We start from the raw sequence: 19,538 nt of genomic DNA, 5'->3' as shown, positions 1-19,538 counted from the left end.
TATGAACAGACGTGATTCCATAAAAGCATTAGGTTTAACAGCCATTAGTACAACTGTACTTTTGGATGCCTGTAAACAACCTGAAAAAAAAACAGAAGCCGCTGCACCTGAAGAAACCGCGAAAGAGGCTGGTAGGGAACAATGGGAAATAGACCGCGACAAAAGCCTGAAATCGGAAACTTTTTTCACCAAACATGAAATGGCCACCATAACGGTTTTGGCCGATATCATTATCCCTAAAGATGAGGTTTCGGGCAGTGCATCTGATGCTAAAGTACCCGAGTTTATCGAGTTTATTGTGAAAGATATTCCCGAACATAAAGTACCCATGCGTGGCGGCCTGAAATGGCTGGATGTGTATAGCTTTAATAAATTCCAGAAACCATTTGTTGAAGCTTCTGCCGACCAGCAGATTTCGATCGTAAATGAAATTGCCTATCCTAAAAAAGCCCGGCCGGAAATGCAGGCAGGAGTAACTTTTTTCAATAGAATGAGAAATTTAACGGCATCGGGTTTTTACACCACAGAAATCGGAGTTAAAGACATTGGTTATGTGGGTAATGCCCCAAACCAATGGGCAGGTGTTCCTGCTGATGTACTGAAACAATACGGCATGGAAAATGTGAAGATATAGTTATAAAGGTCAAGTTTTTTAAACTTGACCTTTTTTATTTATTGATGTAGTTCGTGGGGACACAAACCACGGCGCATGGAAAATGTGAAGGTATAATGCAAAAAATCGTCATTGCGAGGCACGAAGCAATCCTACAACTATCGCTACCTTTTAGCGCATTAAGATTGCTTCGTGCCTCGCAATAACGAAAACTTATATAAACTATTCCACTATCAAAATCAAACCTTTTCCTTTTTCTACAGGAACAGATTTTCCCTCAGGATAATTTCCTGCAGTCTGGAATTTCTCAATTGCCGGAGCAGTAATTTTAACTTTCGATGCATCTAAGCCCAATTTAGCCCAATCAAAGGTTAAATTAACCTTAGTATCCCCTTCTGCCCAACTCGCCAAAGCAATCATTGTTTTTCCCTGTTTTTTGTAAACTGTAGCCAACACTTTCGGATTATCCGTTTTAACCGGACAGTTTTCGCTCCAGTAACCCATCATTTCTGAACCTTTAATGCCGAAATTATCCCAGGCTTTCCACAGTGGTTTCGGGTCGCTCTTATCCGACCAGCCTAAACGACTCGTCATGCCATAAATCATGCCACGCCAGGGGTTTCCGTCATCCTGCAACATCTCGCCCATTAATCCGAAAGGAATACCACTTACTTCTGTTAAAAAGAAATCAGGATTATTTTTTTGGTAATCGAAATACTCACCAAACCATAAACGGTTTAAATAAGGAAAATGCTCCAGGTATAAAATGGCGCTGTTGTTAAAACCATCACTCTTATTGTATTGGTTTGCAGAGTGCAGATCGATAATGCCCGGATGGTTATTCTGTGTCAATACACGTTTAATACGTTTCATGGTTACGCGATCGAAGGCTACGTCATCTAGATACACCCCATCTATCCCAACGTTATTTACCAACCAGTTCATGCCTTCTACATAATAATTATGCCAGCGGTTCATTCCGCTGTTAATCACAGCTGCATCTTTAATTTCGGGCACAAACCAGGCAGCAATATAATTGGAATCTAAATGTTCCTGTAACCAGCTAAAACCACCGCCTTTACCAGGAGAATATACCTCGGTACCCAAACTCCGTAAGGCAGGCCACTCATATGCATGGTTAGATAACTCACGAACGGTATTGTAAATTTTTACTTTTAAACCTTTCGAATGGGCATTATCGATATAGTTCTTCATCTTTTTCCATTCAATGAAAGGATAATTGATCCATGGATTGATTGGTGTGGCATGGTGAATGTTTACTACTGTTGCACCGGTAGATTTAATCGAATCCAAATCGCCATATTTATGATAAAAGCGGTTATCCCATTGAAAATCGGTATTGATTAAATGGAAAGGCGTAATCAATAAATTGAAATTATAATAAAGCACATCGCCCTTTTTCATGCTTCTGGCACCTGTAAAATTATCGGCCAGCATCGAACTGCCTTTTACATTGATCTGGATACCACCTTTATCAACATTACCCCAAGATTTTGGCAATAATAATGGTTTCTGAAGATAAAAATTGGTATTCAATGGGCGAACATAGTTCTCATCTCTCAAATTGTAATACAGACCCGCATTCACGTTTCCGATCCATACCGCATCCTGATTTTTATTGGCTACATCCCACTTCCATTTTACGGTATCAGGTCTAACGCCACCTTTTTCGCCCAATCCCATTAAATATTTAGTAGAGCCTTTATCAAAAGGAATATGAAAATCAACATTACTGAATTCCACATCTTTTAACGCTGTAACCTTAACTACATAATGCACGTAACCATCAAACTCTAAAGCACCTTCCAGATCCATTTTCAGGTTTTCAGAAGTATTTGTCGCCGACCATTTTACCGTTCCGGCTTCTTTACTGGTAATCTGGAAATTGTTGGGAACAAATTTTTCCTGTGTTTTTGGGGTATTGTAAAAATGAAAGTGGATCGGTTCTGCCAGAATATTATTTGGTTTTTCACTGTAACCGGTCATCTCTGCATTAAAGAACGTTTGGATTTGTTTAGGGAAACCATCAGTATTAATCTCGAACTTTCTACCCAAAAGGGAGATTACATTTCCTTCAACCGTTAGTGGTGTATAAGGAGCTACCACAGTATTTGCCTGTGCCAAAGTAGAATTTAACCAGGTTAAACGGGTCTGCTTGTTTGGTGTTCCAACCCCTGCATCGGCTAAAACTTCGTTGGTAACGGTAATCTTCGCATCAATCACTTTAGCTTTTTCGTTTGCTTTAACCGTAAATTTACCTGCGTAGATACCTGCAGATGTAGCCTTAGGAACATTTACAGTAATCCACAATGGTTGTATTTTACCTGCTGTTACATTTACGGTCTCCACCAATGGTTTATTATCGTAACTCGTTCCATTGGTGTTTAAGCAATTGATGTATTTTGAAGATATTACTTTTCCTGTTGTCGTTTTCAAATCACCGAAGCTCACTTCAACATTCTTTAAATCCTTTAATGCATACACGCCTAGTTGAAAGGCATAATTTTCGCCTTTGCTTGCTGTTCCGTTAAATGAATTGCTTGCGCCTTTCTGTACCCAACGATAAGGCAGATCGTTTTGCATTTTGACCGGAAACATTCTATCCTCAGGAAATACGATAAATGCTTCTGAAGAATATTTTGCCTTAATTAAAGCGGTTTCTTTAGCTGTGGCGATGATTTCCATCGGATAAAAGGAATTGAAAGCATCGATAGACTGAATCTCTACCACTGAAGCGTTAACCTTAACCTGCTTTACAGTAGCTAACCAGGCCTGATCTGCTTGTTTAGGTTTGATATACACACCTTTTGGATAATTGCTCCTGCCTTCGTTTTTGTAAGCCAGATAGTACACGTAATACTTGCCTGGGCCAGCGGTTTCGAAATAAACATCTGCACTTTCTCTGGTTAGTTTATCTGTACCAACAACCGAAATGGTTTTACCGCTAGCATCCTGAACAATGATTCCCTTTAATTCAGGATGTTCATCTCTTCTGCGCCAATCGATTTTTGCATGGGCAATTTTGCCGCTACCTGCAAACTGGAGCACAACCCTGTGGTTACCCAACGAATCAGGATTCCAGGCGTTGTTGCCATTGGTATATTTTAGTATTTGTGCATGAAGGGATAGTTGCCCCAACAGACAGAGCAATAGAAAAAGCCTAAATTTCATTATCAATTTGTTTTAGGCTAATTTATGTATAGCAGATTGAATTAAAGCTATGTAATGAAAAAATGAGACAAACGTTTGCCTTGGTTTGGTTTTAATAGTTCATTAGTCAATAGTTTATTGTTTTAAGGTATTGTCATTCTGAGCGCAGCGAAGAATCCCTGACCTATTGATGCAGAAATTTGAGTGCCCACAAATTGTTGTAGCTACGGTTTACTTATGGATTCAGTGTTCTATTGCTTAGAGATTCTTCACTGCGTTCAGAATGACAGAAAACAAAAAAGTCCTGCTCTTTCGAACAGGACTTTTCGTATGCTTAAGGTGAATAAAATTATTCTCCTTTTGGTTCTTCAGTAGCAGGAGCTTCTTCAGCAGGAGCAACTTCTTCGGCAACTTCAGCTTTTGCTTCAGCAACTTTAGGTGCAGCAGCAGCTTTACTTCTACCACGACGAGTTGTTTTCTTCTCTTCTTTAACTTCTACATCTTTACCGTAAACTGTATTGTAATCTACCAATTCAATTAAAGCCATCTCAGCGTTATCACCCTGACGATTGTTTAATTTAATGATACGAGTGTAACCACCTGGACGGTTTGCAACTTTCTCAGCAATTTCGCGGAATAAGATTGTTACTACTTCTTTATCTTGTAAGTAAGCAAATACGGTACGACGTGAGTGAGTAGTATCATTTTTTGATTTAGTAATAATAGGCTCAACATAAGTACGTAAAGCTTTAGCTTTAGCTAAAGTTGTTGTAATTCTTTTGTGCAAAATAAGTGATGAAGCCATGTTAGCTAACATCGCCTTTCTGTGGCTTGCGGTTCTACCTAAGTGGTTTACTTTTTTACCGTGTCTCATTGTTTTTTAATTGAGTGCATACCGTCTCTTTGCAATTAAGCTGAGGGAATTATGCACTGTGAAAAATTATTTATTTTAGTTGAGGTTTTAGAAAGGAAGACTCACGACTCCGAACTAATGACTCATGACTAATCTTACTCTTCGTCTAATTTAAATTTAGACAGGTTCATACCAAATGATAAACCTTTTGATTTTACTAATTCCTGGATCTCTGTTAAAGATTTTTTACCGAAGTTTCTGAATTTTAACATATCAGCAACATCGTAAGAAACTAAATCAGCCAAAGTACGGATATCAGCAGCTTTTAAGCAGTTTAATGCCCTAACTGAAAGGTCCATATCCACTAATTCAGTTTTAAGGATTTTACGCATGTGTAAAATTTCCTCATCAACTTCTTTAGTTTCTTCTTTAGCCTGAGATTCTAATACTAAATTCTCATCCGAGAATAACATAAAGTGTTGGATAAGGATCTTAGCCGCTTCTTTTAATGCTTCTTCAGGATGAATTGAACCGTCAGTAGAGATATCTAAAACCAATTTTTCATAATCCGTTTTTTGCTCAACACGAAAGTTTTCGATCGTGTATTTTACATTTTTCATTGGAGTATAAATCGAATCGATTGCGATTACACCTACAACAGCATCAGCAACTTTATTTTCTTCAGCAGGTACATAACCACGTCCTTTATTGATGGTTAATTCCACTTCCAAAGTAACAGATTTATCCATGTTGCAAATTACATGCTCAGGGTTTAAAACTGTAAAGTTGTTAGAGAATTTAGTGATATCACCAGCTTTAAACTGGTCCTGACCATTAACGATGATGAAAACTTTTTCAGAATCACCTGAATCACCAGTTTTCTTAAAACGAACTTGTTTTAAGTTTAAGATGATGTCGGTTAAATCTTCTACAACACCTTTCATGGTAGAAAACTCGTGAGAAACGCCTGAAAAACGAATAGTAGTAATAGCATAACCTTCTAATGAAGAAAGTAATATTCTTCTTAAGGCATTACCAATTGTTACACCGAAACCGGGCTCTAAAGGACGAAATTCAAATGTGCCATCGAAATCAGTTGATTTCTGCATGATCACTTTGTCTGGTTTCTGAAATGCTAAAATTGCCATTTATATTTTTTTAAATTCGTTATTGAATATATAGTAACAAGAAAAAAGTTAATTACCCTTTTGAGGTAATTAACTGTCTTATTTATTACTTTGAGTATAACTCGATGATTAAGTTTTCCTTGATGTTTTCAGGAATCTCATCACGTTGAGGGTAAGTTAAGAATTTACCGGTTAATTCACCAGCATTCCACTCTAACCATGCGAACTTGTTAATTGTTCTGCCTGCAACTGAGTTACTAATTGATTCTAAAGATTTAGATTTTTCACGAACAGCAACCACATCACCAGCTTTTAACTGATATGAAGGGATATTTACAACTTCACCATTCACGGTTACGTGTTTATGGCTAACTAACTGGCGTGCACCAGAACGGGTTGTTGCAATACCTAAACGGTAAACTGTATTATCTAAACGTGCTTCTAATAATTGAAGTAAGTTATCACCGGTGATACCTGCACGTGAAGATGCTTTTTTAAACAAATTACTGAACTGTTTTTCTAACACACCATAAGTGTATTTTACTTTTTGTTTTTCCATTAACTGGATAGCATATTCAGATTGTTTTCCTCTTCTTTTTGATGAGCCATGTTGCCCAGGAGGATAATTTTTTCTGTCTAACACCTTATCAGGACCGAAGATTGGTTCTCTGAACTTACGGGCGATTTTTGATTTTGGGCCTGTATATCTTGCCATTTTTTTCTGTTTTTAAAGTATCATCCAGCCTGTAACTGGAGATTCTTAGCTTTAAAATTAATTAAACTCTTCTCTTTTTAGGAGGACGACATCCGTTGTGAGGAAGTGGAGTAATATCTTTGATAGATGTTACTTCGATACCTGCTACTTGCAAAGTTCTGATTGCAGATTCACGACCTGAACCCGGACCTTTTACAAATACTTCAACTTTACGTAAACCTAAATCAAACGCAACTTTACCGCAATCTGAAGCTGCCTGACCGGCTGCATACGGAGTGTTCTTTTTAGAACCTTTAAAGCCCATTTTACCAGCAGATGACCATGAAATAGTCTGTCCGTTGTTGTTTGTTAAGGTAACGATGATGTTGTTGAAGGTAGCATTGATATGCGCCTGACCAACAGGCTCAATTACAACGATACGTTTTTTTGTTACTTTTTTACTCTTAGCCATTTTATCTTTTAGATTTTAGATATGAGACTTGAGATATGAGAATTTCTCTACCCCGATACTCAGTATCCTACTTTTTATCTTTTGTTCCAGATCTGAGCAGATTTTAAAGACATGGTTCTCATATCTAAAATCTCACCTCTCCTATCTATCTATTACTTAGTAGCTTTTTTCTTGTTAGCAACTGTTTTTCTCTTACCCTTACGAGTACGTGAGTTGTTTTTAGTACGCTGACCACGAGAAGGTAAACCTTTTCTGTGACGTAAACCGCGGTAACAACCGATATCCATTAAACGTTTGATGTTTAACTGAACTTCAGAGCGTAAAGCACCTTCTACTTTAATCTCATCGTTGATCATTGTACGGATTGCTGATAACTCATCATCAGACCAGTCTTGTACTTTTTTGTTCAAATCGATACCTGCAGTAGTTAAAATACGTTGTGCAGTTGTTCTGCCAATTCCGTAGATGTAGGTTAAACCGATCTCTCCTCTTTTGTTTCTTGGTAAATCAATACCTGAAATCCTTGCCATATTTATTTATGTTTTTACGTAATTCCGAACGGCGGGCCACCGTTGTGCGGTTGATTACAATATTCTTAATTACCCCTGACGTTGCTTGTATTTAGGATTTTTCTTGTTGATTACGTAAAGTTTACCTTTACGGCGAATAATCTTACAATCAGCGCTACGTTTTTTAATTGATGATCTAACTTTCATTTTATTTGTATCTATAAGTAATGCGTCCTTTTGTTAAATCATAAGGAGACATTTCCAATTTAACTTTATCCCCAGGAAGAATTTTGATGTAGTGCATCCTCATCTTACCTGAAATGTGCGCAATAATCTCATGCCCGTTCTCGAGTTCTACTCTGAACATCGCATTAGATAATGCTTCTCTTATTACTCCGTCTTGTTCAATTGAGGCTTGTTTAGCCATATTTTATTGATTGTTACTTAATTAGCTGCTTCTAAACAGGGTTGCAAAATTAAATAAAAAATTTTAATTATTTATTTTTTTTGTTGTAAAACTTCTTCTATTATAGAAAACGTTGATAAAACCTCTCCTTTGCCCTTTTTTACGGCTACTGTGTGTTCAAAATGTGCCGATGGCTTATTGTCTTTACTCGTTACTGTCCACCCATCCTTATGGAATTTAACACCGGCAACGCCTGCATTAATCATGGGTTCTATTGCAATTACCATTCCTTCTTCAAGTTTTGGTCCTGCACCACGCTTTCCATAATTCGGAACTTCTGGTTTCTCATGAAGCTTTACGCCAACACCATGTCCTACAAGTTCTCTTACTACGCCAAATCCATTAGTTTCTGCATGGTTTTGAACAGCGAAGCCAACATCACCGATACGCATACCGGCAACTGCTTTCTCTATTCCCAATTCCAGGCAACGTTTGGTAACCTCAACCAGTTTCTGTTTTTCGGCATCAATTTCCCCGATCGAGAAAGTATAAGCCGAATCGCCAAAATAGTTGTTCTTGATTACGCCACAATCAACTGAAATCAGATCCCCTTCTTGAATCACATACTCACCTGGAAAACCATGAACAACCTGTTCATTTGGTGAAATACATAAAGAATAAGGGAAACCGTTATAGTTTAGAAATGCAGGGATTGCTCCGTTGTCACTTATAAACTCGTATGCCAGTTTATCTAATTGGATAGTAGTCATGCCTGCCTTTATCACTTTAGCCACTTCAGCCAAAGTTTTCGAAACAAGCATGGAACTTTCTCTTATCAACTCGATCTCCTCAAGAGATTTGTAATAGATTTTAGACATTCAGTTAAAGTTTTGAATGAATGAATTTTGAGTGAGTAAAATGCATAAATCAGCTTTTTACTTATTCAATCATTCAAAATTCAATAATTCCATTTCTTACAACGCTGCGTTGCTACTTGCAGCAGGAACACCTGTTCTGCCTGTAACCCTACCCGTTTTCATTAAACCATCGTAGTGGCGCATCAATAAATAGCTTTCGATCTGTTGTAAAGTATCCAATACAACACCAACCAAAATCAATAAAGAAGTACCACCAAAGAAGTGTGCAAACTCTTGTTTAATACCAAACTTAACCGCTAACGAAGGAAGGATAGCAATGATCGCTAAGAATACTGCGCCCGGGAAAGTGATTTTAGAAATTACATCATCAATAAAAGTTGATGTTGCAAAACCTGGTTTAACACCTGGAATGAAACCACCGTTTTTCTTCATATCATCGCTCATTTGAGTTGGATTAACTGTAATGGCAGTATAGAAGAAAGTAAATGCAATAATTAAAATAGCGAACGTTAAGCTATAAGCCAACGAAGTTGTGTTACTGAACTGGATTAACCATGAACCCTGTAAAGAAGGAACAAACTGCATTAAAGCACCTGGAATGAACATTAACGCCTGAGCAAAAATAATCGGCATAACACCTGCAGCATTCACTTTTAAAGGAATGTACTGACGAACACCACCAAACTGGCGGTTACCAACAATTTTCTTAGCGTATTGTACAGGCACTTTACGTACACCCTGAACAATTAAAATGGTAAACATTACCACAGCAAATAATGCAACGATCTCTAAAACCAAAGCAACCGGGCCTCCACCTTCACTGGCAGAACCTACACGGGCACTAAACTCCTGAGAAATTGCAACTGGTAAACGGGCAATAATACCAACCATAATGATTAGTGATGTACCGTTACCAATACCTTTATCCGTAATTTTTTCACCTAACCACATTACAAATAATGTACCTGCCGTTAATACAAACGTAGATAATACTAAAAATAAAGTGTTTGGCAATAAAATAGCTTCTGCAGGAACCTGCGTTTTAACGTAACCAACAGATTGAACGATTGTGATCGCTACCGTTAGGTAACGGGTAATCTGGTTCATTTTCTTTCTACCACTTTCGCCCTCTTTCTGCATTTTTTGGAAAGAAGGAACAGCAATACCCAATAGTTGCACCACGATAGACGCAGAGATATAAGGCATTACCCCCAATGCTAAGATAGACACACGAGAGAAAGATCCTCCGGCAAACATATCCAGTAAGCCTAAAAGTCCCGATTTTTCATTATTGCCTAAAGCAGTTGGATCTACACCTGGTAAAACCACGTGAGATACGAAACGGTATACCAAAAGAATTAAGAGCGTAAACAATATACGCTCTTTTAATTCCTGAATTTTCCAGATATTACTTAAAGTAGTAAATAGCTTCTTCATTTAATAATTACAATTTTACAATAGAACCACCTGCAGCTTCAATAGCTTTTTGTGCGGTTGCAGAGAACGCATGTGCTGTAATTTCTAGCTTTGCTTTAACTTCGCCACGACCTAAAATTTTAACCAAGTCGTTTTTAGAAGCTAAACCATGTGCTTGTAAAGCAGCAAAATCGATAGTTGTTAAGTTGTGTTTTTCAGCTAAAGCTTGTAAAACATCTAAGTTTACACCAATGTACTCAGTACGGTTGATTGGTTTGAAACCAACTTTAGGCACACGACGTTGTAAAGGCATTTGACCACCTTCGAAACCGATTTTGGTTTTGTGACCTGAACGAGAACCCGCACCTTTGTGACCACGGGTTGAAGTACCGCCACGACCAGAACCTGTACCACGACCAATTCTTTTGCTGTTTTTTGTAGAACCTACTGCAGGTTTTAAATTACTTAAATTCATTTTTTTGAATTTGTGTTGCCCTTCGCTTTCACTAAACAGGTACAACGATAAATAAATAATGACTGAATTTTGAATGATTGAATGTTTTGCAATATGCACATTCTTTCACTCAAAATTCATTCATTTGATAATTCTCTTAAATTGCTTCGATTGCTACCAAGTGGTTCACTTTGCGAACCATACCTATAATTTGTGGTGTAGCTTCAACCTCAACACTTTGGTTCATTTTTGATAAACCCAAAGCCTGAACGGTTCTTTTTTGGCGCTCGCTTCTGTCGATAACGCTTTTTACTTGTGTTATTTTGATCTTAGCCATGATTTTATCCGTTAAATACTTTGTTTAAATCAATACCACGGGTTTGAGCTACTGTATAAGCATCGCGCATTTTAGTTAACGCATCAACAGTTGCTTTTACCACGTTGTGTGGGTTAGATGATCCTTTAGATTTTGCCAGTACGTTATGTACACCAGCACTCTCTAATACGGCACGCATCGCACCACCTGCAATTACTCCGGTACCTACTGCAGCTGGTTTGATCAATACAAAACCACCTGAGAATTTACCGATTTGCTCGTGAGGAACGGTACCGTTTAAAATTGGAACCTTTACCAAGTTCTTTTTAGCATCATCCACACCTTTTGCAATTGCTTCAGTTACCTCTTTCGCTTTACCTAAACCGAAACCAACAACACCGTTTTCATCACCTACAACAACAATTGCTGAGAAGCTGAAAGTACGGCCACCTTTGGTTACTTTGGCAACACGTTGTATACTAACCAAACGATCCTTTAATTCGATATCGGTGGTTTTTACTCTTTTTATATTAATAGTTGACATCTTACTTTTTCTTCAGATTAAAATACTAAACCAGCTTCGCGGGCACCCTCTGCCAACGATTTTACACGACCGTGGTATAAATAGCCGTTTCTATCGAAAACAACTTCTTTAACACCTGCAGCGATTGCTTTTTCGGCAACTAATTTGCCTACAGCTACTGATTGGTCGCTCTTGTTTCCAGTACCAGAAAAATCTTTCGATAATGATGATGCTGATGCTATTGTTGTACCGGTTACATCGTTAATTACCTGCGCATAAATCCCTTTATTGCTTCTATATACAGATAACCTTGGACGTTCTTCCGAACCGGTAAGTCTTTTTCTGATCCCTTTTTTAATACGATCTCTTCTTGATAATTTTTTACCTGCCATGATTACTATTTTTTAGATGCTGATTTACCTGCTTTTCTTCTTAACACTTCACCTACAAACTTGATACCTTTACCCTTATATGGCTCTGGTGCACGTAACGAACGGATTTTCGCTGCTACCTGACCGATCAATTGTTTGTCAATACTTTCTAAAATAATTTTAGGCGTCTGACCTTTTTCTGAAGATGTAGTTACTTTAATCTCTTCTGGTAACTGGAATACATAATGGTGAGAATAACCTAGAACCAGATCTAATGTATTACCTGTGTTTGTAGCACGGTAACCAACACCTACTAATTCCTGGGTTAATTTATAACCTTCTGTAACACCAACAACCATGTTGTTAAGCAATGAGCGATATAAACCGTGTAATGCTTTGTGTTTCTTTTGTTCTGAAGGACGTTGAACTGTTAAAATTCCGTCTTCCTGACTTACAGTGATATCTGTATCAACTGCTTGTGTTAATTCACCTTTAGGACCTTTTACAGTTACTACGTTATCATTTGATACGGTAATTGTAACACCTGCAGGGATTGTAATTGGGGCTTTTCCTATTCTTGACATTGTGCTGTTCTCCTAAATATTAATAAACGTGACACAATACCTCACCACCAATGTTTAATTTGGCTGCTTCTTTATCGGTCATTACACCTTTAGAAGTAGATAAGATTGCGATACCTAAACCGTTTAATACTCTTGGCATATTTTCAACACCAGCATAGTTTCTCAAACCTGGTTTACTTACTCGCACTAAAGTACGAATAGCAGGAACTTTAGTAATCGGATTGTATTTCAAAGCGATTTTAATGATGCCTTGAACTGTAGTATCTTCAAACTTGTAGTTCGCGATGTAACCTTTGTCGAAAAGAACTTTAGTAATTTCTTTTTTAAGGTTTGATGCAGGAATTTCTACAACACGGTGGTTGGCCTTAATGGCATTCCTTACTCTTGTTAAATAATCTGCTATTGGATCTGTATTCATTTTTTATTGTTTTTGATAGTGGTTTCCTTCTGCTACCCAGCTGTGGGACCTGCTACCGGTTAAAATTCTTTTAAAAGCAAAAAGACTAAAGCACAAAGACTAAAGCGACATGCATCGCTTTAGACTTTGAGCTTTCAGCTTTAAGCTATATTACCAAGATGCTTTTTTAACACCTGGTATTTTACCGTCTAATGCCATCTGGCGGAACGTTACCCTTGAAATACCAAAGGTACGCATATATCCACGAGGACGACCAGTTAATTTACAACGGTTGTGTAAACGTACCGGAGATGAGTTTTTAGGTAATTTATCTAAACCCTCGAAATCTCCTGCAGCTTTTAATACTGCACGTTTTTCAGCGTATCTAGCTACCAATTTTTGGCGCTTAACTTCGCGTGCTTTTACACCTTCTTTTGCCATTATTCTGCTGTTTTTTGATTTTTAAATGGTAATCCGAATTGTTTCAATAACTCAAGAGCCTCAACGTCAGATTTTGCCGAAGTTACGAAAGTTATATCCATCCCTAAAATTTTATTGATTTTATCTATATTAATCTCAGGAAAGATGATTTGTTCAGTAACGCCTAATGTATAGTTACCTTTTCCATCAAAACCTTTATCGTTAATACCTTTGAAATCGCGGATACGTGGCAAAGCTACAGAGATCAAACGATCTAAGAACTCATACATGTTGTTATCGCGTAAAGTAACGCGTACACCTACCGGCATACCTTTACGTAATTTAAAGTTAGAGATATCTTTCTTAGAGTTAGCCGGAACCGCTTGCTGACCAGTAATGGTAGTCAGCTCAACGATAGTGGTATCCATAATCTTTTTATCTGTAACAGAAAAACGACCAACACCCTGATTGATACAGATTTTTTCCAATTTAGGAACCTGCATTACAGTTTTGTACTGAAATTTCTCTTTTAGTGCATTTACAACTTCTTCTTTGTATTTGCTTTTTAATCTTGGTGTAGCCATTATTTAATCTCCTCTCCTGAAATTTTAGCAACTCTAACTAATTTACCATCTGCGTTAAGTTTACGACCAACGCGGGTAGTTTTACCAGATTTTGGATCAACCAACATCAAGTTAGAAATGTGAAGAGCAGCTTCTTTTTTAATAATACCACCGTTAGGATTAGCAGCATTTGGTTTAGTATGTTTAGATACTAAGTTAACGCCTTCTACAATGGCTCTGTTTTTATCTATTTGTACTGAAAGTACTTTTCCTTGTTGACCTTTTGAATCGCCAGCAATTACTTTAACTAAATCTCCAGTGCGGATTTTAAGTTTTGATGGTGTATTTACTTTGTTTCCCATTTTATAATACCTCCGGTGCTAATGATACAATTTTCATGAATTGTTTTTCACGTAGTTCTCTCGCAACCGGGCCAAAGATACGTGTACCTCTTGGCTCATCCTGTGCGTTCAATAATACAGCTGCATTATCGTCAAAACGGATATAAGAACCATCTTTACGACGAATTTCTTTTTTAGTTCTTACAACAACTGCTTTAGAAACTGTACCTTTTTTAATGTTACCAGAAGGTAACGCGCTTTTTACGGTAACAACTACTTTATCACCAATTGAAGCATAACGTTTGCCGGTTCCACCTAGCACGCGAATTACCAATACTTCTTTTGCGCCGCTGTTATCAGCAACGTTTAATCTCGATTCCTGTTGTACCATCTTATTTAGCTCTTTCTAAAATTTGTACCAATCTCCAGTTCTTGTTTTTACTCAAAGGACGAGTTTCCATAATCAATACGGTATCACCGATACCGCATTCGTTTTTCTCGTCGTGAGCCATAAATTTGGTAGTTTTCTTTACGAACTTACCATAAATCGGGTGTTTTACTTTACGCTCAACGCTCACTACAACAGATTTATCCATCTTGTTGCTTACCACTAACCCCGTTCTTGTTTTTCTTAATTGTCTTTCCATGACTCTCGAATTATTTAGTTTCAGTAGCTGACTCAGTGTTTTTCACTTTAGTCAACTCAGTGTTTAAACGGGCTATGTCTTTCCTTACTTTTGCAATGCGCGAAGGATTTTCGATAGCTGAAATAGTGTGTGCGAACTTTAATTTTGACAAGTTCTCTTTTTCTTCCGCAATCTTAGCTACTAATTCTTCTTTTGAAAGCCCTGTGATTTCTGAATTTTTCATTTTTATTTTTCTTTTACGTTGAGTGTAGCGGTTATAATAAACAAGTATTTACAACATTCATCTCAACACCTTTACTATGCTTCTACGTAATCTCTACGTACTACGAATTTGGTTTGGATTGGTAATTTTTGTGCGGCTAAACGTAATGCTTCTTTAGCAACTTCTAAAGGCACACCTTCAGCTTCGAAAATTACACGTCCAGGTCTTACAACTGCTACCCAATATTCAGGAGCACCTTTACCTTTACCCATACGTACCTCAGCAGGTTTTTTAGTTACTGGTTTGTCCGGGAATATCCTGATCCATACTTGCCCTTCACGTTTCATGAAACGAGTTACGGCAATACGGGCAGCCTCTATCTGACGACTTGTGATCCAAGTAGCTTCTAGAGATTTGATACCGAAAGATCCGAATGCTAATTCAGCTCCACGAGAAGCTAAACCCTTCATTCTGCCTTTTTGCATCTTCCTGAACTTCGTTCTTTTTGGCTGTAACATTTTATTTTGTTCTAATCGTTAAACGATGTTAATAAATCAATTATTTACGAGGACCTCTGTTAGCGCCTGCGCCACCACCTCTGTTTGGACCACCCTGACCCGGACCACGACCGCCCTGGTTTCCACCACGTCTGTCGTTACCACCGCCACGGTTATCTCTTCCACCACCTCTGTTATCTCTTCCGCCGAAAGCTGGTTTATCTGATGCGCCTTTTGGACCGTTGTTTGTTGCACCAATGTTTGGAGACAAATCACGTTTTCCATAAACCTCACCTTTACAGATCCACACTTTAACACCTATTTTACCATAAGTAGTTAAGGCTTCAGCTAAAGCATAATCAATATCAGCACGGAATGTATGTAAAGGCACTCTTCCTTCTTTGTACTGCTCGGTACGTGCCATCTCAGCACCACCTAAACGACCAGAAGTCATGATTTTGATACCTTCAGCACCCATACGCATGGTTGATGCGATAGAAGATTTCATTGCTCTACGGAATGAGATCCTTGCTTCTAATTGTTTTGCAACACCTTCTGCAACTAACTGTGCATCAAGTTCCGGGCGTTTAATTTCGAAGATGTTAATCTGAATTTCCTTTTTAGTCAATTTCTTTAACTCTTCTTTGATTTTATCAACCTCAGCTCCTGCTTTACCGATTACGATACCTGGACGGGCTGTGTGGATAGTTACAGTGATACGTTTTAACGTACGTTCAATAACTACTTTTGCAACACCACCTTTAGCGATACGGGCAGAAAGGTATTTTCTTATTTTCTCATCTTCAACTAATTTATCGGAGTAGTTGTTGCCACCGAACCAGTTAGAATCCCATCCTTTGATAATTCCTAACCTGGCACCTATTGGATTTGCTTTTTGTCCCATTTCCTAATTAGTTTTGAGTTGTTTCTGTGTTTTTACTATCTACAATCAGCGTTACGTGGTTAGAACGTTTACGAATTCTATATCCACGGCCTTGAGGAGCCGGACGTAAGCGTTTTAACTGACGGCCTCCATCAACCATAATTGTTTTAACAAAAAGTTGACTTTCTTCAGGGCGGGCACCATCATTTTTAGCTTCCCAGTTTTTGATAGCAGATAATAATAATTTTTCAACTCTTATTGCTGCTTCTTTATTGGTAAACTTTAAAATGCTTAATGCTTTTTCTACACGTTCACCTCTGATAAGATCTACAACCAAACGCATCTTACGTGGTGAGGTTGGACAATTGTTTAATTTTGCTATTGCTTCCATTGTCTAATTATTTTTTCTTTTCAGCGTGTCCTCTGAATGTTCTGGTTGGAGCAAATTCTCCCAACTTGTGACCAACCATGTTTTCTGTTACGTACACAGGGATAAATTTATTTCCGTTGTGTACTGCAAATGTATGATTCACGAAATCTGGTGATATCATTGATCTGCGAGACCAAGTTTTGATTACAGACTTTTTGCCTGAATCATTCATAGAGTTTACTTTTTTCTCTACGTTATGGTCAATATAAGGTCCTTTTTTTATCGAACGAGCCATTATTTCTTCCTTCTCTCTATGATGTAACGATTAGAATATTTTTTAAGTTCTCTGGTTTTGTAGCCTTTAGCTAACACACCGTTCCTTGAACGTGGGTGACCACCTGATGATCTACCTTCACCACCACCCATTGGGTGATCGACAGGGTTCATCGCTACCGGTCTTGTTCTCGGACGACGGCCCAACCAACGTTTACGACCAGCTTTACCTAATACTTCGTTTGCGTGATCTGAGTTAGATACAGCACCGATAGTAGCAAGACAAGAAGTCAGGATTAAACGGGTTTCGCCTGAAGGCATTTTTAAAGTAGCATATTTACCATCGCGGGCAGCTAATTGTGCGTAAGCACCTGCACTACGAGCTAATTGTGCTCCTTTTCCAGGGTGGATCTCCACGTTGTGGATGATAGAACCTAATGGAATCTTCGATAAAGTTAAAGTGTTACCTACTTCAGGTGCTGCTTTATCGCCCGATAATAATACCGAACCAACTTGCAATCCTTCTGGAGCAATAATATAACGCTTCTCGCCATCTGCATAGTGTAATAATGCGATGCGGGCAGTACGGTTTGGATCGTATTCAACAGTAGCTACTGTTGCAGGAATATCGAATTTATCGCGTTTGAAATCGATTAAACGATATGATTTTTTGTGACCACCGCCCATGTAGCGCATAGTCATTTTACCTGTATTGTTACGTCCACCAGACTTTTTTGATGATACAACCAATGATTTTTCGGGCTTGGTTGCTGTAATCTCCGCAAAACTAGCACCAACTCTGAAGCGGGTACCTGGAGTAACTGGTTTAAATTTTCTTAAGCCCATAGTTATAATGAATTATTAAATTAAAGGGTTGCGTAATAATCTATTGTTTCGCCGTCTTTTAACGTTACGATTGCTTTTTTGTATTTAGGGCTACGGCCTGATACAAAACCTGCTTTAGTGTAACGTGATTTAGCTTTTCCATCAACAACCATTGTGTTAACTGCAACGATGGTTACACCGTACAATTTCTCAATAGCAGCTTTGATCTGGATTTTATTAGCCTTGTGGCTAACGCTAAAAGTGAAACGGTTAGATTTCTCAGTTAAAGCTGAAGCTTTTTCGGTTAATATTGGTTTTTTTAAAATTTCCATATTATTTGGCAAATGCCTCCTCCAAAGTTTTAACAGAATCAGCAGTTAACACAAGTACACCAGCGTTTAATACATCATAAGTATTTAAATCTGCTGCCGAGATTACTTTAGTTTTCTGAACGTTTCTGCTTGATAAATAGATATTATTATTTTGCGCAGGTAAAACCAGTAAAGTTTTTTGAGTACCTACGTTTAACGCAGCCAATAAACTTGTATAGTTTTTAGTTTTAGCTGTATCGAAGTTGAAATCTTCTAAAACTACCACGTTGTTATCTTTTGCTTTATAAGCTAAAGCTGATTTACGTGCTAATGATTTTAATTTCTTGTTCAATTTAAAGCTATAATCACGTGGCTGAGGACCAAAAACACGACCACCACCATTGAATAACGGAGATTTAATGCTTCCGGCACGTGCACCACCTGTACCTTTTTGTTTGTATAGTTTACGGGTAGAACCTGCAATCTCATTACGTTGTTTAGATTTGTGAGTACCCTGACGTTGGTTAGCCAAATACTGTTTTACATCTAAATAAATCGCGTGGTCGTTAGGCTCGATACCAAATACCGATTCAGGAAGTTGCACCTTGGCACCTGTTTCTTTACCTGAAATGTTTAATACTTTAACTTCCATCTGATTACTTGTCTAAGATTACGTAAGAACCTTTAGCTCCTGGAATGGAACCACTAACTACTAATAAGTTTTGATCAGCATAAACTTTCAAAACCTGTAAGTTCTGAATTTTTACCCTGTCTCCACCTGTTCTTCCTGCCATGCGCATTCCTTTGAATACACGTGAAGGGAAAGATGACGCTCCCAATGAACCTGGGGCACGTAAACGGTTATGCTGACCGTGAGTCTGCATACCAACACCGGCGAATCCGTGGCGTTTTACAACACCTTGAAAACCTTTACCTTTTGAGGTACCTACAACATCAACAAAATCGCCTTCTGCGAATGAATCAACAGTTACAACATCACCTAAATTAAGTGCAGTTGTAAATGAATCAAATTCTACCAGCTTGCGTTTCGGAGTTGTGTTTGCTTTCGCGAAATGGCCTTTCAATGGTTGAGTTGTGTTTTTCTCTTTTTTCTCATCGTAACCCAACTGGATTGATGAATAACCATCTACTTCTTCGGTTTTTACCTGTGTAACTACACAAGGTCCAGCCTCGATTACCGTACAAGGAATGTTTCTTCCTTCGGCATCAAAGATACTGGTCATTCCTACTTTTTTTCCAATAATTCCTGACATTTTATCTTTTAATTTTAACACCCATCGAAGCAGTAGGGCTTCGTTCAAGGTGGTTGTACATCCCCCGAAAGGGACGGCAAAGATAGGCAAGAAATATTAATTTTCAAATAGTTAGCCAAATATTTTTTCAAATAAATTGCTGATATGA

General features: G+C 38.0%; 31 protein-coding genes. 1 reads left to right on the top strand and 30 read right to left on the bottom strand.

The window, feature by feature from the left end:
- Position 1 precedes the first annotated feature (1 nt).
- Complete coding sequence (locus ABD769_RS17925; RefSeq protein WP_344852740.1) at positions 2-634, top strand: gluconate 2-dehydrogenase subunit 3 family protein; 633 nt, start codon at positions 2-4, stop codon at positions 632-634.
- Between the two features lie 201 nt (positions 635-835).
- On the opposite strand, the gene ABD769_RS17920 is transcribed toward ABD769_RS17925, so the two are convergent.
- From ABD769_RS17920 to rplC, 30 genes are all read right to left on the bottom strand, one after another.
- Complete coding sequence (locus ABD769_RS17920; RefSeq protein ID WP_344852739.1) at positions 836-3,805, bottom strand: glycoside hydrolase domain-containing protein; 2,970 nt, start codon at positions 3,803-3,805, stop codon at positions 836-838.
- 328 nt (positions 3,806-4,133) lie between these two features.
- The gene (gene rplQ, locus ABD769_RS17915) at positions 4,134-4,658 is read right to left on the bottom strand and encodes a 50S ribosomal protein L17 (RefSeq protein ID WP_344852738.1); all 525 of its coding nucleotides are present in this window, start codon (positions 4,656-4,658) and stop codon (positions 4,134-4,136) included.
- A gap of 134 nt (positions 4,659-4,792) precedes the next feature.
- A complete protein-coding gene (locus ABD769_RS17910) occupies positions 4,793-5,785 on the bottom strand; it encodes a DNA-directed RNA polymerase subunit alpha (protein WP_025145205.1) in 993 nt (330 codons plus the stop codon).
- Between the two features lie 85 nt (positions 5,786-5,870).
- Positions 5,871-6,479 carry a 30S ribosomal protein S4 gene (gene rpsD, locus ABD769_RS17905; protein WP_025145206.1) on the bottom strand — a complete coding sequence of 203 codons (609 nt, stop codon included), beginning with the start codon at positions 6,477-6,479 and terminating at the stop codon, positions 5,871-5,873.
- Positions 6,480-6,540: 61 nt separating this feature from the next.
- Complete coding sequence (gene rpsK / locus ABD769_RS17900; protein ID WP_010599885.1) at positions 6,541-6,930, bottom strand: 30S ribosomal protein S11; 390 nt, start codon at positions 6,928-6,930, stop codon at positions 6,541-6,543.
- Positions 6,931-7,082: 152 nt separating this feature from the next.
- The gene (gene rpsM, locus ABD769_RS17895; RefSeq protein WP_010599886.1) at positions 7,083-7,460 is read right to left on the bottom strand and encodes a 30S ribosomal protein S13; all 378 of its coding nucleotides are present in this window, start codon (positions 7,458-7,460) and stop codon (positions 7,083-7,085) included.
- Between the two features lie 69 nt (positions 7,461-7,529).
- Positions 7,530-7,646, bottom strand: coding sequence for a 50S ribosomal protein L36 (rpmJ, locus tag ABD769_RS17890; RefSeq protein WP_010599887.1), 117 nt, complete (start codon positions 7,644-7,646; stop codon positions 7,530-7,532).
- 1 nt (position 7,647) lies between these two features.
- Positions 7,648-7,866, bottom strand: coding sequence for a translation initiation factor IF-1 (infA, locus tag ABD769_RS17885; protein WP_010599888.1), 219 nt, complete (start codon positions 7,864-7,866; stop codon positions 7,648-7,650).
- Positions 7,867-7,937: 71 nt separating this feature from the next.
- On the bottom strand, positions 7,938-8,723 hold the full coding sequence (gene map, locus ABD769_RS17880; protein ID WP_344852736.1) for a type I methionyl aminopeptidase: 786 nt from the start codon (positions 8,721-8,723) through the stop codon (positions 7,938-7,940).
- 96 nt (positions 8,724-8,819) lie between these two features.
- Entirely contained in the window at positions 8,820-10,160 is a 1,341-nt protein-coding gene (gene secY / locus ABD769_RS17875; protein ID WP_025145209.1) for a preprotein translocase subunit SecY, read from the bottom strand.
- Between the two features lie 7 nt (positions 10,161-10,167).
- A complete protein-coding gene (rplO, locus tag ABD769_RS17870) occupies positions 10,168-10,614 on the bottom strand; it encodes a 50S ribosomal protein L15 (RefSeq protein WP_344852735.1) in 447 nt (148 codons plus the stop codon).
- 136 nt (positions 10,615-10,750) lie between these two features.
- Complete coding sequence (gene rpmD / locus ABD769_RS17865; RefSeq protein ID WP_010599892.1) at positions 10,751-10,930, bottom strand: 50S ribosomal protein L30; 180 nt, start codon at positions 10,928-10,930, stop codon at positions 10,751-10,753.
- A 4-nt stretch (positions 10,931-10,934) separates the two neighbouring features.
- Positions 10,935-11,453 carry a 30S ribosomal protein S5 gene (rpsE, locus tag ABD769_RS17860; RefSeq protein ID WP_010599893.1) on the bottom strand — a complete coding sequence of 173 codons (519 nt, stop codon included), beginning with the start codon at positions 11,451-11,453 and terminating at the stop codon, positions 10,935-10,937.
- Between the two features lie 17 nt (positions 11,454-11,470).
- Positions 11,471-11,824 carry a 50S ribosomal protein L18 gene (gene rplR / locus ABD769_RS17855; RefSeq protein WP_025145211.1) on the bottom strand — a complete coding sequence of 118 codons (354 nt, stop codon included), beginning with the start codon at positions 11,822-11,824 and terminating at the stop codon, positions 11,471-11,473.
- A gap of 5 nt (positions 11,825-11,829) precedes the next feature.
- Positions 11,830-12,387, bottom strand: a complete 558-nt coding sequence (rplF, locus tag ABD769_RS17850; RefSeq protein ID WP_344852734.1) for a 50S ribosomal protein L6 — start codon at positions 12,385-12,387, stop codon at positions 11,830-11,832.
- Positions 12,388-12,406: 19 nt separating this feature from the next.
- Positions 12,407-12,805, bottom strand: a complete 399-nt coding sequence (gene rpsH / locus ABD769_RS17845; protein ID WP_025145213.1) for a 30S ribosomal protein S8 — start codon at positions 12,803-12,805, stop codon at positions 12,407-12,409.
- A gap of 150 nt (positions 12,806-12,955) precedes the next feature.
- On the bottom strand, positions 12,956-13,225 hold the full coding sequence (rpsN, locus tag ABD769_RS17840; RefSeq protein WP_025145214.1) for a 30S ribosomal protein S14: 270 nt from the start codon (positions 13,223-13,225) through the stop codon (positions 12,956-12,958).
- Positions 13,225-13,791, bottom strand: a complete 567-nt coding sequence (rplE, locus tag ABD769_RS17835; protein WP_086547740.1) for a 50S ribosomal protein L5 — start codon at positions 13,789-13,791, stop codon at positions 13,225-13,227. Before rplE ends, rpsN begins: the two co-directional genes overlap by 1 nt.
- Complete coding sequence (gene rplX, locus ABD769_RS17830; RefSeq protein WP_109929319.1) at positions 13,788-14,129, bottom strand: 50S ribosomal protein L24; 342 nt, start codon at positions 14,127-14,129, stop codon at positions 13,788-13,790. The genes rplE and rplX overlap by 4 nt, the downstream gene beginning before the upstream one ends.
- A gap of 1 nt (position 14,130) precedes the next feature.
- Complete coding sequence (rplN, locus tag ABD769_RS17825) at positions 14,131-14,499, bottom strand: 50S ribosomal protein L14 (RefSeq protein ID WP_010599900.1); 369 nt, start codon at positions 14,497-14,499, stop codon at positions 14,131-14,133.
- Position 14,500: 1 nt separating this feature from the next.
- Complete coding sequence (gene rpsQ, locus ABD769_RS17820; RefSeq protein WP_010599901.1) at positions 14,501-14,755, bottom strand: 30S ribosomal protein S17; 255 nt, start codon at positions 14,753-14,755, stop codon at positions 14,501-14,503.
- Between the two features lie 10 nt (positions 14,756-14,765).
- Complete coding sequence (rpmC, locus tag ABD769_RS17815; RefSeq protein WP_025145217.1) at positions 14,766-14,978, bottom strand: 50S ribosomal protein L29; 213 nt, start codon at positions 14,976-14,978, stop codon at positions 14,766-14,768.
- Between the two features lie 74 nt (positions 14,979-15,052).
- Positions 15,053-15,475: a 50S ribosomal protein L16 gene (gene rplP / locus ABD769_RS17810; protein WP_010599903.1), complete on the bottom strand. Its 423-nt coding sequence runs from the start codon at positions 15,473-15,475 to the stop codon at positions 15,053-15,055.
- Between the two features lie 40 nt (positions 15,476-15,515).
- Positions 15,516-16,358: a 30S ribosomal protein S3 gene (gene rpsC / locus ABD769_RS17805; RefSeq protein WP_344852733.1), complete on the bottom strand. Its 843-nt coding sequence runs from the start codon at positions 16,356-16,358 to the stop codon at positions 15,516-15,518.
- Positions 16,359-16,365: 7 nt separating this feature from the next.
- Positions 16,366-16,728, bottom strand: a complete 363-nt coding sequence (gene rplV / locus ABD769_RS17800) for a 50S ribosomal protein L22 (protein ID WP_316827382.1) — start codon at positions 16,726-16,728, stop codon at positions 16,366-16,368.
- A gap of 7 nt (positions 16,729-16,735) precedes the next feature.
- Entirely contained in the window at positions 16,736-17,002 is a 267-nt protein-coding gene (gene rpsS, locus ABD769_RS17795; RefSeq protein ID WP_010599906.1) for a 30S ribosomal protein S19, read from the bottom strand.
- Positions 17,002-17,826 carry a 50S ribosomal protein L2 gene (gene rplB, locus ABD769_RS17790; protein WP_025145220.1) on the bottom strand — a complete coding sequence of 275 codons (825 nt, stop codon included), beginning with the start codon at positions 17,824-17,826 and terminating at the stop codon, positions 17,002-17,004. Before rplB ends, rpsS begins: the two co-directional genes overlap by 1 nt.
- Positions 17,827-17,846: 20 nt before the next feature.
- A complete protein-coding gene (rplW, locus tag ABD769_RS17785) occupies positions 17,847-18,137 on the bottom strand; it encodes a 50S ribosomal protein L23 (protein ID WP_187591699.1) in 291 nt (96 codons plus the stop codon).
- A 1-nt stretch (position 18,138) separates the two neighbouring features.
- Positions 18,139-18,768, bottom strand: coding sequence for a 50S ribosomal protein L4 (gene rplD, locus ABD769_RS17780; protein WP_113951794.1), 630 nt, complete (start codon positions 18,766-18,768; stop codon positions 18,139-18,141).
- 4 nt (positions 18,769-18,772) lie between these two features.
- Complete coding sequence (gene rplC / locus ABD769_RS17775; protein ID WP_344852732.1) at positions 18,773-19,390, bottom strand: 50S ribosomal protein L3; 618 nt, start codon at positions 19,388-19,390, stop codon at positions 18,773-18,775.
- Positions 19,391-19,538: the final 148 nt, after the last annotated feature.

Source organism: Pedobacter jeongneungensis, assembly GCF_039538295.1.
Classification (GTDB): Bacteria; Bacteroidota; Bacteroidia; order Sphingobacteriales; family Sphingobacteriaceae; genus Pedobacter; species Pedobacter jeongneungensis.
Note: the sequence above shows the minus strand (reverse complement) of the source record. Positions and strands in the feature narration are given on the sequence as shown.

What these genes read in the sequence shown, in the direction of transcription:
- ABD769_RS17925 (WP_344852740.1), top strand. Translation starts at nt 2, where the DNA reads ATGAACAGACGTGATTCCATAAAAGCATTAGGTTTAACAGCCATTAGT.
- ABD769_RS17920 (WP_344852739.1), bottom strand. Translation starts at nt 3,805, where the DNA reads ATGAAATTTAGGCTTTTTCTATTGCTCTGTCTGTTGGGGCAACTATCC.
- rplQ (WP_344852738.1), bottom strand. Translation starts at nt 4,658, where the DNA reads ATGAGACACGGTAAAAAAGTAAACCACTTAGGTAGAACCGCAAGCCAC.
- ABD769_RS17910 (WP_025145205.1), bottom strand. Translation starts at nt 5,785, where the DNA reads ATGGCAATTTTAGCATTTCAGAAACCAGACAAAGTGATCATGCAGAAA.
- rpsD (WP_025145206.1), bottom strand. Translation starts at nt 6,479, where the DNA reads ATGGCAAGATATACAGGCCCAAAATCAAAAATCGCCCGTAAGTTCAGA.
- rpsK (WP_010599885.1), bottom strand. Translation starts at nt 6,930, where the DNA reads ATGGCTAAGAGTAAAAAAGTAACAAAAAAACGTATCGTTGTAATTGAG.
- rpsM (WP_010599886.1), bottom strand. Translation starts at nt 7,460, where the DNA reads ATGGCAAGGATTTCAGGTATTGATTTACCAAGAAACAAAAGAGGAGAG.
- rpmJ (WP_010599887.1), bottom strand. Translation starts at nt 7,646, where the DNA reads ATGAAAGTTAGATCATCAATTAAAAAACGTAGCGCTGATTGTAAGATT.
- infA (WP_010599888.1), bottom strand. Translation starts at nt 7,866, where the DNA reads ATGGCTAAACAAGCCTCAATTGAACAAGACGGAGTAATAAGAGAAGCA.
- map (WP_344852736.1), bottom strand. Translation starts at nt 8,723, where the DNA reads ATGTCTAAAATCTATTACAAATCTCTTGAGGAGATCGAGTTGATAAGA.
- secY (WP_025145209.1), bottom strand. Translation starts at nt 10,160, where the DNA reads ATGAAGAAGCTATTTACTACTTTAAGTAATATCTGGAAAATTCAGGAA.
- rplO (WP_344852735.1), bottom strand. Translation starts at nt 10,614, where the DNA reads ATGAATTTAAGTAATTTAAAACCTGCAGTAGGTTCTACAAAAAACAGC.
- rpmD (WP_010599892.1), bottom strand. Translation starts at nt 10,930, where the DNA reads ATGGCTAAGATCAAAATAACACAAGTAAAAAGCGTTATCGACAGAAGC.
- rpsE (WP_010599893.1), bottom strand. Translation starts at nt 11,453, where the DNA reads ATGTCAACTATTAATATAAAAAGAGTAAAAACCACCGATATCGAATTA.
- rplR (WP_025145211.1), bottom strand. Translation starts at nt 11,824, where the DNA reads ATGGCAGGTAAAAAATTATCAAGAAGAGATCGTATTAAAAAAGGGATC.
- rplF (WP_344852734.1), bottom strand. Translation starts at nt 12,387, where the DNA reads ATGTCAAGAATAGGAAAAGCCCCAATTACAATCCCTGCAGGTGTTACA.
- rpsH (WP_025145213.1), bottom strand. Translation starts at nt 12,805, where the DNA reads ATGAATACAGATCCAATAGCAGATTATTTAACAAGAGTAAGGAATGCC.
- rpsN (WP_025145214.1), bottom strand. Translation starts at nt 13,225, where the DNA reads ATGGCAAAAGAAGGTGTAAAAGCACGCGAAGTTAAGCGCCAAAAATTG.
- rplX (WP_109929319.1), bottom strand. Translation starts at nt 14,129, where the DNA reads ATGGGAAACAAAGTAAATACACCATCAAAACTTAAAATCCGCACTGGA.
- rplN (WP_010599900.1), bottom strand. Translation starts at nt 14,499, where the DNA reads ATGGTACAACAGGAATCGAGATTAAACGTTGCTGATAACAGCGGCGCA.
- rpsQ (WP_010599901.1), bottom strand. Translation starts at nt 14,755, where the DNA reads ATGGAAAGACAATTAAGAAAAACAAGAACGGGGTTAGTGGTAAGCAAC.
- rpmC (WP_025145217.1), bottom strand. Translation starts at nt 14,978, where the DNA reads ATGAAAAATTCAGAAATCACAGGGCTTTCAAAAGAAGAATTAGTAGCT.
- rplP (WP_010599903.1), bottom strand. Translation starts at nt 15,475, where the DNA reads ATGTTACAGCCAAAAAGAACGAAGTTCAGGAAGATGCAAAAAGGCAGA.
- rpsC (WP_344852733.1), bottom strand. Translation starts at nt 16,358, where the DNA reads ATGGGACAAAAAGCAAATCCAATAGGTGCCAGGTTAGGAATTATCAAA.
- rplV (WP_316827382.1), bottom strand. Translation starts at nt 16,728, where the DNA reads ATGGAAGCAATAGCAAAATTAAACAATTGTCCAACCTCACCACGTAAG.
- rpsS (WP_010599906.1), bottom strand. Translation starts at nt 17,002, where the DNA reads ATGGCTCGTTCGATAAAAAAAGGACCTTATATTGACCATAACGTAGAG.
- rplB (WP_025145220.1), bottom strand. Translation starts at nt 17,826, where the DNA reads ATGGGCTTAAGAAAATTTAAACCAGTTACTCCAGGTACCCGCTTCAGA.
- rplW (WP_187591699.1), bottom strand. Translation starts at nt 18,137, where the DNA reads ATGGAAATTTTAAAAAAACCAATATTAACCGAAAAAGCTTCAGCTTTA.
- rplD (WP_113951794.1), bottom strand. Translation starts at nt 18,768, where the DNA reads ATGGAAGTTAAAGTATTAAACATTTCAGGTAAAGAAACAGGTGCCAAG.
- rplC (WP_344852732.1), bottom strand. Translation starts at nt 19,390, where the DNA reads ATGTCAGGAATTATTGGAAAAAAAGTAGGAATGACCAGTATCTTTGAT.